Annotated in this window: 12 protein-coding genes; 7 read left to right on the top strand and 5 right to left on the bottom strand. The window is 55.1% G+C overall.

The window, feature by feature from the left end; all coding sequences use genetic code 11:
* On the bottom strand, positions 1-618 hold the full coding sequence (locus R0137_RS11265; RefSeq protein ID WP_407326513.1) for a dUTP diphosphatase: 618 nt from the start codon (positions 616-618) through the stop codon (positions 1-3).
* Between the two features lie 946 nt (positions 619-1,564).
* Between R0137_RS11265 and R0137_RS11260 the strand changes: the two genes are divergently transcribed.
* Positions 1,565-1,858 (top strand): hypothetical protein, encoded by a 294-nt coding sequence (locus R0137_RS11260; protein WP_407326512.1) that lies wholly within the window; start codon positions 1,565-1,567, stop codon positions 1,856-1,858.
* Positions 1,859-2,008: 150 nt separating this feature from the next.
* On the opposite strand, the gene R0137_RS11255 is transcribed toward R0137_RS11260, so the two are convergent.
* Entirely contained in the window at positions 2,009-2,227 is a 219-nt protein-coding gene (locus R0137_RS11255) for a hypothetical protein (RefSeq protein ID WP_407326511.1), read from the bottom strand.
* Between the two features lie 153 nt (positions 2,228-2,380).
* Between R0137_RS11255 and R0137_RS11250 the strand changes: the two genes are divergently transcribed.
* Positions 2,381-3,355, top strand: a complete 975-nt coding sequence (locus tag R0137_RS11250) for a hypothetical protein (RefSeq protein ID WP_407326510.1) — start codon at positions 2,381-2,383, stop codon at positions 3,353-3,355.
* Here R0137_RS11250 and R0137_RS11245 read toward each other — a convergent pair.
* Entirely contained in the window at positions 3,306-4,259 is a 954-nt protein-coding gene (locus R0137_RS11245) for a class I SAM-dependent methyltransferase (RefSeq protein ID WP_407326509.1), read from the bottom strand. The two genes, R0137_RS11250 and R0137_RS11245, sit on opposite strands and share 50 nt — an antisense overlap.
* A 236-nt stretch (positions 4,260-4,495) precedes the next feature.
* Here R0137_RS11245 and R0137_RS11240 point away from each other — a divergent pair, with 236 nt between their 5' ends.
* Genes R0137_RS11240 through R0137_RS11230 form a run of 3 tightly spaced genes read left to right on the top strand, consistent with a single transcriptional unit; the run spans position 4,496 to position 8,872 of the window.
* On the top strand, positions 4,496-6,040 hold the full coding sequence (locus tag R0137_RS11240; protein WP_407326508.1) for a phytoene desaturase family protein: 1,545 nt from the start codon (positions 4,496-4,498) through the stop codon (positions 6,038-6,040).
* The gene (locus R0137_RS11235) at positions 6,037-7,659 is read left to right on the top strand and encodes a phytoene desaturase family protein (RefSeq protein WP_407326507.1); all 1,623 of its coding nucleotides are present in this window, start codon (positions 6,037-6,039) and stop codon (positions 7,657-7,659) included. The genes R0137_RS11240 and R0137_RS11235 overlap by 4 nt, the downstream gene beginning before the upstream one ends.
* Positions 7,652-8,872, top strand: coding sequence for an aminomethyltransferase family protein (locus tag R0137_RS11230; protein WP_407326506.1), 1,221 nt, complete (start codon positions 7,652-7,654; stop codon positions 8,870-8,872). The genes R0137_RS11235 and R0137_RS11230 overlap by 8 nt, the downstream gene beginning before the upstream one ends.
* A 62-nt stretch (positions 8,873-8,934) precedes the next feature.
* Here the strand turns inward: R0137_RS11230 and R0137_RS11225 are convergent, their stop codons facing one another.
* Positions 8,935-9,864, bottom strand: coding sequence for a hypothetical protein (locus R0137_RS11225; RefSeq protein ID WP_407326505.1), 930 nt, complete (start codon positions 9,862-9,864; stop codon positions 8,935-8,937).
* Positions 9,865-10,047: 183 nt separating this feature from the next.
* Here R0137_RS11225 and R0137_RS11220 point away from each other — a divergent pair, with 183 nt between their 5' ends.
* A complete protein-coding gene (locus tag R0137_RS11220; RefSeq protein WP_407326504.1) occupies positions 10,048-10,809 on the top strand; it encodes a helix-turn-helix domain-containing protein in 762 nt (253 codons plus the stop codon).
* A 54-nt stretch (positions 10,810-10,863) separates the two neighbouring features.
* On the opposite strand, the gene R0137_RS11215 is transcribed toward R0137_RS11220, so the two are convergent.
* Positions 10,864-12,246: a glutamine synthetase family protein gene (locus R0137_RS11215; RefSeq protein WP_407326503.1), complete on the bottom strand. Its 1,383-nt coding sequence runs from the start codon at positions 12,244-12,246 to the stop codon at positions 10,864-10,866.
* Between the two features lie 161 nt (positions 12,247-12,407).
* Here R0137_RS11215 and R0137_RS11210 point away from each other — a divergent pair, with 161 nt between their 5' ends.
* Complete coding sequence (locus R0137_RS11210) at positions 12,408-13,709, top strand: NAD(P)/FAD-dependent oxidoreductase (RefSeq protein WP_407326502.1); 1,302 nt, start codon at positions 12,408-12,410, stop codon at positions 13,707-13,709.
* Positions 13,710-13,713 lie beyond the last annotated feature (4 nt).

The raw sequence follows: 13,713 nt of genomic DNA, 5'->3' as shown, positions 1-13,713 counted from the left end.
TTATGTGGTCTCGGTATACCGTTGAGAGAGCGCACTGTAGAGCTGCTCTTCGGCATCGGACGCGCCCGTATCGATTTCGACAAGAAGCTCCATAAGATGCTCGTTATCTTCTCGCCCTGCCCAAAGCTTCCGGTAGCTTCCCTCTTTATAGCCATGATCCTGGCGGAAAAAGTTAAGCACATTTTTACCCAGATAATGACGATACAGACCCGCAAAATCTAAATCGACGGCGCTCAGTAAGGAGGCGAAGGAGACGATACAAAACCGCTGCTCTCCTGCCGCGACAGCCGCCAGCGCCTCGGAAGCCTCGAGAATCCCGAGTTTTGGGGGGGCGACCGGCCAGACACCCATGATGCTCTCTGCAAGCTGCTCGATTGTTGCGTCACCCTGAAAATAGGCCGACATGCCGAAGTGCCATATATCGACCACCTCGAGCTGAACCTGCTCCATATCCGGCTCCTGATGCTTCCACCACTTGTAACCGTGATGATCCACTAACTCAGCACACTCAACCCATATAGCTCGGTGCCAGGCAAACCCCTGCGCAACCCACTGGGGGTGAACTCGGGTATTCATGCGATCCTGCATCCGCAACATCGTGGTAAGCGCTTCCTGCATTGACTCTCCTAGTTATTCTGTAGCAACTGCGTGTTGACTCGCTAAAGGCGGTGCTAAACATAGCAAGCTCGGGAGTATTTGACACTCGAATCATTACATCAAAGGCCGCTAATTGGCAGGTATGGGACTCAGCCCTTTAGCTACAATCGCGAGGAAACCACTGATCTGTGCTGAGTCTGTCAAAGGGATCCGCTTCTATAACCTCAAAGCATAACTTTCCAATTTTGACCAAGGATTGCCAACGGCCGCCAACGAAGGATCCGGACTGCCCTTCTTCGGCCGGCACCGAAGAGGAATAGGGGTCGGAACTCTCACCGTAAACGCTGAGAGTGCTGAGGAGTTGCGGGTCAAAAACTGTCGAGGAACGCGCCGATCCTAAGGGGCTCGTAGCGCTAGGCACTACCTCCGGTAGAGACATATCTAAGTCATTGAACCTCGGCCTACTTAGGGATGATTTGTCAACAGACTCACGGGGCGCGCTAACGACGACGCTATCAGGAGTTGCGGGCTTTTCATCAAAGGCACTGACGGGATCCGCCATTGTGGCAATGCTCGACAGAGGTTTGGACGGCGCTAAGACCTGGGTAGTGGAGGTCCTCACCAGCACTTCCAAAGATCGGGCTTGATAAGGCTCCCTAGGAGAAAAATCGGAACTTTCCCAGCGGTCAAAAAGAAAAAGGGATAAGACTGCGTGGACGAGCAACGAGACAATCGCGGCGATAAGCAGCGGCGAATGCTTTCTACTCGGCGCCTGTTGGGCCTCTTCAAATGAAAAATACGTGAGATTCACAGTCACTCTGACCAACAACGCTCGCTATTTGTTCCAGGAAGCACAAGACCATAAGTATCTACTGTGATGAAACCAAACGACCGAGGTAACAAACCCTTAGCCATTTCTGTGAACTTGCGCAATACTCTGGGCAGGCCCGACATTTGGAACGATTCCATGAAACAACAAATACTCGCCTTAATTGCTTTCGCCATGGTGGCACTGCTCTCGGCTTGCTCCTCCACGGGAGGCTCCTCTGCAGGCACAGCAAATAGCACCACCAATGCGGTCGCCCAAGCGAATGAAGAGGATCCGCTGATCTGCGAAAACTACATCCCGTCAGGGACGCGAATCGCCAGAAAAGTATGTATCCGACAGTCCGAGAAAGATCGCATCCAGGAACAAGCCCAAACGATTACGCAGGAAAATCAGCGCCGTGCTGTGATCGGAAGCCCCACAGGTAACGATTAGCGATAAGTGGCGCCTCTAGTTGTCGAGGCGCCCTTTTCCCAAGAGTACTTCGTTTACATCGCCGGTCGCCTGCCCGGGCCATGCGATAGCCCTTTGTCCCCAAAAAAAATAGCTATGAGGTTCCAACCGTAGTTAGAGCCTGTTATGGCATTAGCGTCCAATCCTACCCAGTACTGAGTAGAGGACAAACGAGAGCAGCATGCCAACACCCAGCAAAGTCACAGAAATAGCTCCACGAAATGGCATGTCAACCTGCCAGACGCCAGCATCTTCCAAATAGTAGTGTAGGTAAAGGGCAGCCGCCCATGGCATCAGCGAAGCGACGGTACGCAGCGCTTTTGCCAATAACCCCCGGGCACTGTTGCTCATCCTCACATCTCCTAGCTGACTACCCCAATGTAGTGAAGCTTATCCTCCAAGACTTTCTTTGCCTATGCGGCCGAAAGAAAGCATTCTAACGCGGTGAGATGGTCACGGCTGGCCACGGCGTATGTATTCACTATCTTGTCCGGGAAACGAATAATGACGGAAACGGAAGCACAAGCTTCAAGCCCTGAAGATTCCAGCGCCGTCGAAAGTAAGGTTCCATCACGAAGCATGAAGCATTCAGGCCTCTTGAAAAGTACGGTCATCAACGGCTGGCCCCTCTTCTGGCTGCTATCTCTGACACTCAGCGCATTCACACTCATAGCGATGAGCGGCATCGACATGTCCAGCCCGGACGGCGTGTCGCACATGATTTCGCGCTCTGTACGCTGGGCGGTACCCTTCATCTATTTGGTGCTCGCGTCGGCCGCAGTGCCTGTGCTCTTCCCAAGTGCATTCACGCACTGGTGGTCTCGTAACCGCCGCTACCTTGGATTGGTTTTCGCGGTTGCTATGGCTTGGCAGGGCACCTTCATTTTTATTCTCTCAAACCTACATAGTAGCTATTACTACGAGGATGTTTACTACCTCCGTGACGAACTCGAGGGAAGCAGTGGCTACTTATTCCTCGCCGCGATGGTACTCACATCCTTTCGTTTTGGACGTCGCCATCTCACCGGCGCTCAATGGAAGGTGCTTCACCGTTGCGGCGTTTACTTCCTCTGGGCGTACCCATTTAGCGTGTACTGGTGGGCGCTGTACTACTATGGCCACGCAGAATCCATCGACTATTTCTTTTACTGGATGGGCTTCCTGGCATTTTTAGCGCGCATCGCAGCCTGGGGCAAACGCCGTGCAACTCGTTCATCGTCTCTTCAACCCGAGGCCTTGCACCGGAGTGCTGGCATCCTCCTTATCATCCTGGGTTTATCGGCATCGGCGACGGGTGGCGCGTGGCAAGCCTCTGTCACAGAAATTCTTACCGGACCTGCCTGGTCAGCGAATCTTGAACTCTGGTTGCCGTTCTGGCCCCTGGAGCCTTTTCTACCGCTCTTTGCTATCGGCATCGGCACATGGCTATTTACCGGGGCTTTCGAAAACGCAGAGTCATACGATTTGACTCGCCAATAGCCACGTAGGCGGCGGCTAGTTCAGGATCCTTTACCGGCTCCAGCGTCGGTGCGAGACGCCAAACTGATTCCTCCTCAGTCGGCTGATCAGCCGGATTCTCGTTGATCGCAGACTCTCCATCGAACAAGAATCCCGCAGACTCCAAAGTGGCGATCACAAAGCTCTGCTTAAGGTAACCGTTCGCCCCCGAAGCCCAGCTGTCCGCGGCACTCTCCGGAGCAGCGTGCTGAACAATGCCGACTATGCCACCGGGCTTAAGCACGCGATACACCTCGTCGAGACCTTCACTTAGGTAAGCACCCTCTTCCTCAAAATCGGCGAAGTTGTGCAGAGTGCGCACGAGCAAAAAGACGTCCACGGTACCTTCCCACTCCGCAGGCAGCGAACCAAAGGCATAAGCTTTTACAACGGCTCCTCCGTCGATGTTTTGAGTCATAGACTGAGGCCAGGTAACTGGCCAATCCGTTTTCGCAGCGAGCTCTTCTTCGCTGTAATAGTCAAACAAACGATAGATCCCCATGGGATAATCGGCGCCAATGAGGGTTCCTTCATTGCCGAGGTAGGACTGCAGTATCTTTGAGTACCAGCCGCTGCCGGGGTCCGCTTCGACTACCGTCATGCCGGGCTTGACACCAAAAAACTCCAAGGTCTCCTGCGGATGTCGCGCATCATAACGGGCCCGAGCCTCATCGGGCTGTGCGGCCAGTGCCGTGGCGAGTTGAACTACAGCATCAACGGTCGGGGCCGAAGACTCCAATTCAACGATAGGAGAACTCGGATCAGTGTCGACCACGGGCGCTGAATCGCAGCCGACAAGCAGTACCAGCGCAAGGGAGACGGCCAGCCCGCAGTCCAGCGGAAGTCGCCGCTTCGTGAGCGGATGGAATTGCTTGGTTCTAGGCACAGTAGTTATCTCCATAATCCTCAAATTAGGCGGTGTTTTTAGCATAAACACTCAAGCTATCGGATTCGCGCGGACACGCTGGGAATTGGCGCGCCCACGCATTCTGAATATAGAGACATCTAGAAGCCCTGCGGACACCGCTAGCTCCGCCGCGGCCTGTCCGGACTTATAGGCGCGGTAGTCCGCTCTGTGGCCAGTTCGTACAGTAATGCGAAGCTATATAGGATACGCATGCAGTGAGTGACTACGACAGTATTGTGATTGGCGGAGGGCACAACGGCCTGATCTGCGCAACAATGTTGGCGCGGATCGGTCACCGCGTGCTACTACTGGAAGCCAACGATAAGCTCGGCGGTCTGGCAGCCGATCGAGAGTTCGCACCGGGCTTCCATGCGCCAGTGGCACAAACACTCTATGGACTTCAGGCGGCCGTGATCAAAGATCTCAGGCTGGAAGACTACGGGTTTGTCGCCGGCGATCCCCCACTCAATCTTGTTGCCCTATCGACCGAAGAGCCACCCATTACCATTGGCGATACCGCTCTAAGTGGGGCACAGGCCAATGACACATTGGCGTTTGAGCAATACCGCTCGCAGCTAAAAACCTTTGCCGGTGCACTCGCGCCGTTTTGGGGGAAGACCATGCCCCGCATAGGCATGGGCTCCCTCAAAGACCTCATGACCTTTGGCCACATGGGGCTCAAGCTGCGGCTGTTAGGTCGCGAGGACATGCTGGAGTTTTTTCGCGTTGCCACATTGCCTATGCGTGATCTCGTGGACGAATACTTTGAGAGCGACTCCTTGAAGGCTGCGCTGTGCTGGGATGGCATGGTGGGAACCAAGATGGCCCCCCGCTCGCCGAATCAGGCCGTCCTCACCCTTCTCAATCGCATGGCAGGGACGCATGAGGGTCAACACGTTGTTCCCACCGGTGGTATGGCTGAATTCATCGCGGTACTCGAGAGGTCAGCGCGCAGCGCTGGAGTGGAGATTAGAACAGATGCTGCCGTAAAGAAGATCACCATTGACGGCGACGACAACGGCCAGCGATGCAGTGGTGTGAGACTCGCCGATGGCAGCGAAATAAGCGCCGAGCGGGTGATCTCCAGCGCTGATCCGAAAACTACCTTTTTAAGGCTGGTCGGCGCAGCCAACCTTGAAATCGAATTTACCAATCGTATCCGGCGACTGCGGTGTGATGGTTACGTGGCAAAAGTAAACCTGGCGCTTACCGACCTGCCGGTGTTTACCGGCATCGATCGTCCTGATGGCCGTATGGTTCTCGCGCCTAACATGGATACCATCGAGTTTGCCTACGACAACGCCAAGTACGGCGAACTTCCCGAGCAACCCGTTCTGGAAGTACTGATTCCCAGTTTGCATCAGACCGGCCTGGCGCCAAAAGGACAGCATGTACTGAACGCTAACGTTATGTACGTGCCAGGACAACTCAAGGGCGGCTGGACGGACGACGCGCGCAGTACACTCATGGCGACGATCATGGAGGCGCTCGAGCAGTATGCCCCGGGAATAACGGCCCTTGTGAGTGCCTCCGAGCTACTAACACCCTTAGATCTGGAAGCCCAGTACCACGTTAGCGGCGGCCATTGGCATCACGCGGAACCCGCAGTGGATCAACTCCTTATGATGCGACCGACCTATGAGGCCGCCCAGTACCGCACGCCTATCCATGGATTATTCCTCTGTGGAGCGGGCAGCCATCCGGGCGGTGATGTGAACGGCAACGCCGGCCGCAATGCGGCGCGGGAGATCCTGGCATGAGTCACTATGATGCAATCATTATTGGCGCGGGCCATAACGGTCTAACCGCCGGTGCATATCTCTCCAAAGCCGGCCTGCGCACACTGGTTGTAGAAAAGAACGACTACATTGGCGGCGCGGCGGTAACCCGCGAAGTGCACGACGGCTGGTTTTACTCGAGCTGTTCCTACGTATGCTCCATGATGCGACAGTCAATCCACCGTGATCTCAATCTCACCCGGCACGGCCTGCTGCTGGTGCCGTACTTGGGCACCGCAAACTTTAGCCCTAATGGCGATCGGGTGCTTCTGGACTACGCTGAAGAAGAGGCCGCGTATCTGGAACTGCGCAGACATTCACCGCATGACGCCGATGCCATGTCGCGGTTTCAGGCCGACCTCGGGCGTTACGCTCAGCTCATACGCAAAACCCTGCTAAGGACGCCGCCCGATCCCAGCTCCTTTAAACCCCGGGACATTATGGAAACCCTCTGGCTTGCCAAACAATTCTGGAATCTGGGCGAACGCGAGCTGTACGAGTACATCCGTTTTTTTACTATGAGCGCGGCCGATTTCCTCGAGGACTATTTCGAAAATGACCTTATCAAAGCCGCCATGGCAAGCCCGGGCATTATTGGTACGGCTCTGGGTGTGTATTCGCCAGGTTCCGCTTACATATTGCTGCACCACGTCATGGGCGATGTAGACGGAAACGTGGGTGCCTGGGGCCTGGCGCGCGGCGGCATGGGAGCGATTTCTCATGCCCTGGCGGGCGCGTTGCAAGAAAACGGTGGCGAGATTCGCACCAATGCGGGAGTCGACAAAATCATCGTCAAAGATGGCGCGACCGTTGGGGTTGCCCTGGAGAATGGCGACGAACTTTATGCCGACACCATCGTGTCGAATCTAGATGCGAAACGTACCTTCACCAAAGTCGTCGACAAACACGATCTGCCGGCAGGTATTTATGAGCGAGCAAAAAACTTCAAGATCCGCGGCTCATCGGGCAAGGTAAATATTGCTCTGTCAGGCATGCCCAAGTTCAATAATGTGCCGGACAATCGCTACATCAATCGTGGGGGACAGGGCTTTACGGGAACACTCGAAACTATGGAGCGGGCTTATGACTGCTGGAAGCGCGGACGCTGGTCCGATGACCCCTTTATCGAGACAGTCATACCCTCCGCCTGGGATCCCACGGTCGCGCCCGAAGGCTGTCATTGGATGTCCTGTTTCGTACAGTACTGCCCCCCTACGCTCGCCGATGGAGAATGGAGTCCAGAGAAGCGCGATGCCTTTGGCGCTACGGTCATAGACAAAATCGAACGCTACGCACCGGGCTTTAAGGATCTGGTCGTGCATGCTGAAATTCGCACACCTCATGAGATTGAAAATGAGATAGGGCTCACGGAGGGCAACATCTTTCAGGGTGAGTTAACCATCGATCAGCTGCTCTTTAACCGTCCCTTCCCCGGCTACGGCCAATACCGCATGCCGCTGAAAAACATGTACATGTGCGGCTCCTCTACGCACCCCGGCGGCGGAGTGTCTTCTGCCTGTGGCGCCAACGCAGCGCGAGAAATCCTACGTGATCTCAAGCGGCCCAATACGGTCCCCGAGGACGATTTCTACGATGAGTAACCCCGATATCCTTCGCGAGAACACGGCTGATCCCTTTGCCGGCGAGCGCCTTAAACTGTCTCCCTTTCACGAGCGTCAGGCGGCGCTGAATCTTCGCGATGCCTGGTCTTCCTGGAACGGCTACAAGTTCGCCGACTATTACTACGACGTAGATTACGAATACTTCAATATCCGCAACACCTGCGGGACCTACGACATCTGCCCCATGCAGAAGTATCTCATCGAGGGCCCGGATGCCATGGCCATGCTAAATCGCATGGTCACCCGCGACGTGAGCAAGCTGCGCATTAACCGCGTCACCTATTGCTGCTGGTGTACAGACACCGGCCGCATGATCGATGACGGTACAATTTTTCGCCTAGGCGAAGAACAGTACATGCTGACCTGCGGCAGCCCAAGCATCGCCTGGCTGCGCAAGAGCTGCGTGGGATTCGATGAGGTCAGCGTCACCGAGCACACGGAAAATCTCGCAGCACTATCGCTGCAGGGCCCGACGAGCTTCGCAACCCTAAAAAACATGGGTTTTGACCAAGTCGCTGAGCTCAAACCTTTCGGAATCCTTCGTCTACCCTTTGACGGTACGGAGATCATGATCTCCCGCACGGGCTTTACCGGAGACCTGGGTTACGAGCTGTGGATAGACCCGAAGCATGCACTGGCAATGTGGGACGCACTGTATGTCGCAGGCGAGCACTTCGGTATACAGCCTTATGGCGAATCGGCAACGAACATGGCCCGCCTCGAAGCTGGTTTTCTAATGCCGTACATGGAATTCAACGAGGCGCTAAAAACCATTAACTTTGAATACGATCACACGCCTCTGGAGCTGGACCTGGCTTGGATCGTCGACTTTAAAAAGCCGCACTTCAACGGACGCTCGGCACTCCTCAAGCAGAAACAGGAAGGGCTCACGCGCAAGCTGCTCAAGCTCGACATAGAGGGCAACAAGACCGCAGAAGAAGCCATCCTCTACAACAACGAGGCTTGCAGCCACGAGATCGGATACGTGACTTCCGCCATGTGGTCACCTGCGGTGAAAGCCAATATAGCCTTTGCGTTTGTAGATACGAACGCGTTGGGCGGTGACATCTGGGCGGAGATTTACCATTACAAAGAACTGCGCCCCCATCGCAAGATGGCGCTATGCCAGATCAGTGACAAGCCTTTCTGGGTGAACCCCAGGGCGCGCCAGACACCTCCAGGGCTTACTTAGTAGCTCTAGGCCTGAAAACAGCTGCTCTGAAACACGGTGCCCGGCCGACTGCAGGCACTGACTCAGATAGACGGTGTCTCAGCCACCTCGGCAGTGCTAGATTCCTGTTGAATTTCGTCCCGCCACTCCGACAAATTCATACCGATCGCAATAAAACCCAAAATCCATAGCGATTCGTCCCAGGCGAACATCCAGTGCCCCCCGAAAGCCCAGTAGGCCGCAATCAACCACAGAAAACCGTACAGCACCGCTTTGCTGATACGGGCGGTTTTAAGGGCCGCTCCATCGGTTACGCCCTTTTCCTGAAGCCTTACCATCATCTCTATAAGAAATAGAATGAAGACCCAGAGCACCACTTCGAGAAAATCCGCCCAAGCCAGTTCCCATTCCACCCGAAAGCCGGCGGCATCGGTTATCAGTTGGCCCTGGTCAAACTGATACAGGGTTCCTGTCGAAACGATGGACGCGCAGTTATCGGCAGTAATCTCCCAGTACTCCAAATTACGCGCATAACTAAGGCCTTGTCCCGCAAACGCACAGACGTCCGTTGCCGCATGCTCCACACTGCGGCCCAGTTCCATCAGAATATTGCCAAACGCGACGATGGTATGGCCGATGAAGAGAATGCATAGAAGTCGCAAACCCTGCATAACGCGTACACGTGTTTTTGTGAATGCTTCGTCAGATAGCAAGTAGGTCTCAAGTTCCAACAGAAATAGCAGAAGAAACCATGCGGCCTCATCAAGGGTAGTGGCGAAAGCAGAAGTCCAGTCATGCCACTGCCAACCCGCGTGGACCGTATGACTGGCGACGGTAATATCGTTGATAATGTAGTTAATCCAATTAACCAGCAGCAGACTATAGACAAGGATTTTGAGTATCTGCCGTGGGTTCATTGCGAAAAAGCGTTCGCCCTGATGTACCGAAGACAGGGGTGTCGAAGGCGCTGCTAAAGCAACAACCTCACTGCTACGCTCATGCGTTTTAGACAAAAAAAGACTCCCCGTGTGAGTGCACTAAGAGGATCCAATATTTTACTACCTACACGGTTATGAACTTACCGCCCGCCTGACCCAGTCTACATCGTTGCCTATACGCTTGAAAAAGCCGCGTTTTCTGCCACAGTGGATCGTTGGTACTGATAGCGCCTGAAGCTTTTTACAGGAGAACAAATCATGGGATCACCGCAGCAGTTTGTCAGCAGCTACCTCGACGCATGGAACAATCAGGATCCGAAGAGTGTGGTGGGACATCTAAGCATTGACGGCACCTACACCGATGTAGCTAGTCAGCAGCGACTCTCGGGTAAAGATCTCATTGAGCACCTGGTAGATTACTTTAGCAACGATGAGTTTCGTTACGAACTGGTCGGAGAGGTTTTGTCGAGCGATACAACAATCGCCTTTCAGTATCAGCTTGTGCCGCGCGATCCGGACAGTGGAAAAGTTGGCTGGAGCGGAGCCGAGTTCATCGAACTCAGTGGCGAGGTCGCCCAGCAAATCAGCGACTATTATCGCTTGCCCGACGCCGCCCCCCCTCGCGGCGCACCAGGTACCCGTCGCTACGCAAAATCCGGGCTAAGCGATGAGGCCATGGCAACACTTCTAGCGTCGTTAAACACTGCGATGCACGACGATAAAGCGTTTCTGGATCCAGATCTCTCGCTACCCCACCTCGCCGAAGCTATGGGTTGCTCCGTCAACCATCTGTCCCAGGCTATTAATGCGGGACACTCCATGAGCTTTTTTGACTATATCAATCAATTCAGGGTCGCAGAGGCATCGCGGATGCTCCGTCAAAAAGACTGCCGCTTTCCCGCCATTCTCGATATAGCGCTATCTGTGGGCTTTAACTCAACGTCGACGTTCTACACGGCCTTCAAGAAGGCGACGGGACAGACCCCCGCCAAGTACCGCCGCTCGCAGTCACCGATGTAGTCCCTACACCGATCTGCTGCGATTTCCATCTAGGATTATCCGCGCCGCGCGCCCTCACAAGGCCCGGAGAAACCATTGGTAATCAAGATCGGGAATCTCGCCGTGGTAATGGTCGCTTTCGCCCTGGCGGATCGCCGCATAGGCATCTACAAACATTTGACCCAAGTAGTCCGGCAGGGTGTCACCCTCACGAAACAGCGTAATGGCCTCATCCAGGCGGGTCGGCAGCGTGGTCGAATCCTCAGACAAGTCTGCCTCTCGAGGTATAGGCTCCCCGGGATCTCGTTTGCGCGCCAAACCTGCATGCATGCCCGCCAGCACCGCAGCGAGGACAAGGTGCGGGTTTGCGTCAGCGCCCGCAATTCGATGCTCAATGCGCCGGTTATGTTCCGAGGCCCGAGGAATCCGCAGTGCCACCTCACGATGATCATAGCCCCAGCTCGCCCCCGATGGTGCGAAGGCTCCGGCCTTGAAGCGGCGATAGGAATTGGGATTGGGCGCAAATAGCAGCATCGCCTGGTCTATCGTGTCCCCCAGACCCGACACCGCATGACGCAGTGTGGGCATGAGTCTCGGCGGATCCACAGGTTCGGGGTCCGCGAAGACGTTGTTTCCGTCAGCGTCGTAAACACTCGCATGGATGTGTAAACCACTTCCCGCCAATTCGGCAAAGGGCTTGGCCATAAAGGTCGCCCCGAAGCCGTGACGGCGAGCCACTCCTTTGACGATCCGCCGAAGAAGCAGCGCGTGATTGCCCGCCACCACCGCGTCATCCTGATGGTGCGTGTTGATTTCCCATTGCCCGGGCGAGAATTCACTGTGAATCGCAGTGAGTGGCACAGATTGAATCTCGCAGGCCGCGCGAACATCGTTCAGAAATTCATCACAGTCGAAGAGATCATCGGGCATGCAGTATTGGATACCCTCTTGCCTATGCCCGATGCCTGGAATCTTCCCCAGCAGAGGCTCAGGCCGATCGGCGTCACCGTTGGCAAGGAGGTAAAACTCGAGCTCGGTCACCACCGTGGGTCGCAAACCATCCGCAGCGTAGCGCTCCAAAACAGCGAGCAATGGACTGCGCGGGTCCAGCCACTCAATGTGCTCCTCAGTTCGCGCAAAACCTGTAAGCACCTGCGCCATAGGTGTGGCATACCATGGCACGCGGGCAAGAGTCCCGCTGATAGGTCGTATGATCTGGTCCGGATCGCCACCAACCTCGCTTTGAGGCACCCCTTCGTAAAAATTGCCACGAACACCAAGGAGCGGCACAGTGCGCGGCACCGAAAAATTTCCGGAAAAAAGCGCGCCAAACTCCGCGCGCTGAATTCGTTTACAGCGCAAGAGCCCGTTGATATCCGGCATCAGCACCTCCAGCAGCTGGATATCCGGATTAGCGGCGAGAAATTGCTCCAGTTCTTTTGGCTGGGCGAAATTCATAAACATCTCTGCTGGCTTCTAGTCAGTACAGCCTAAAACTTAGCCCAAAATCCTCTACCTGTCGTATAGGGGAGAATTCAATCCGCTGCACCCTTGGGCTAATCTCACCATGTTAGCGTTGAATCAGCTGACGATGCACCGATACTTAGGAGACACACAGAATGTTTGGCTTGCGCAAACTTGAGGAAAGCAATGAGCACACAGGCTCCTACTACGCTGCAAGCGCAAATTGGGCGACTAACTACGCTCGCCTTGAGGAGGATTTGAACTGTGATGTCGTCGTGGTTGGCGGCGGATTCAGCGGCGTGAATACCGCTCTGGAACTCGCTGAGCGCGGCTATGACGTGGTACTCCTCGAAGCCAACCGAATAAGCTGGGGTGCCAGTGGTCGTAACGGCGGACAGATTATTGGCGGTATCGGGCACGACCCGGAGCGATTCATCAAGCGTATTGGCGAAGACGGCGTCCGAGCGATTTATCAGATGGGCATCGAAGCCCGTGACGTGATCCGCGAGCGCGTCGAAACCTATGATATCCAGTGCGACCTCAAGTGGGGCTATTGCGATGTAGCTCTCAAGCCGCGGCACATGAAGCAGTTTGCACAGTGGCAGGAATTCGAGCGCGGCATCGGTAACCCGCATGCCTACACGCTTCTCGATGGCGATGAGCTCAAAGAATATGTCGTTTCAGATCGCTACCTGGGCGGACTACATAACACGGCGAACGGTCACATTCAGCCGCTAAACTTGTGTATCGGCGAGGCAAAAGCGCTGGAATCACTGGGCGGCAGAATTTTTGAGCAGTCCCGCGTTAGATCTTTGGAACAGGGCTGTCCTGCGCGGGTGCGTACAGATCAGGGAAGCGTCAGTGCGAAGCATGTCGTTTTTGCCGGCAACGCTTATATGGGTGGCCTGATTCCAAAGCTTGCAAGTCGTGTACTGCCCTCCTCCAGCTCGGTCATCGCGACGGAGCCACTCCCTGAAAACCTGGTGAAACAACTAATGCCAGGTGATGTGGCGGTCTGTGACCCTCGCACTGCCTTAGATTACTTCCGCCTGTCTGCGGACAACCGCATGCTGTTCGGTGGTCTATCCAACTACACCGGCATGGAACCCAAAAACCTGGAGGCCGTCATGCGTCGAAAGATGGCAGCGGTCTTCCCGCAGCTTGGCGACGTGGCCATCGATTTCGCATGGAGCGGCTGGATCGGCATAGGCTTGAACCGTATGCCGCAGCTTGGCCGACTCGCCGACAACGTGGCATATATTCAAGCCTATTCGGGACATGGCGTAGCTCCCACCCATATCATGGCGCGTATCACCGCCGAGATGATAGCCAAAGAAAGCCCGCGTTTTGACATTATGGCTAAGATCAATCACTGGCCTTTCCCAGGCGGAAAGCTGCTGCGCCGTCCTGCACTCGCGGTGGGTATGGCCTACTACAAGGCCTTGGACGCGCTCTAAGACC

The organism is Congregibacter brevis (assembly GCF_045689245.1).
Taxonomy (GTDB): domain Bacteria; phylum Pseudomonadota; class Gammaproteobacteria; order Pseudomonadales; family Halieaceae; genus Congregibacter; species Congregibacter brevis.
Note: the sequence above shows the minus strand (reverse complement) of the source record. Positions and strands in the feature narration are given on the sequence as shown.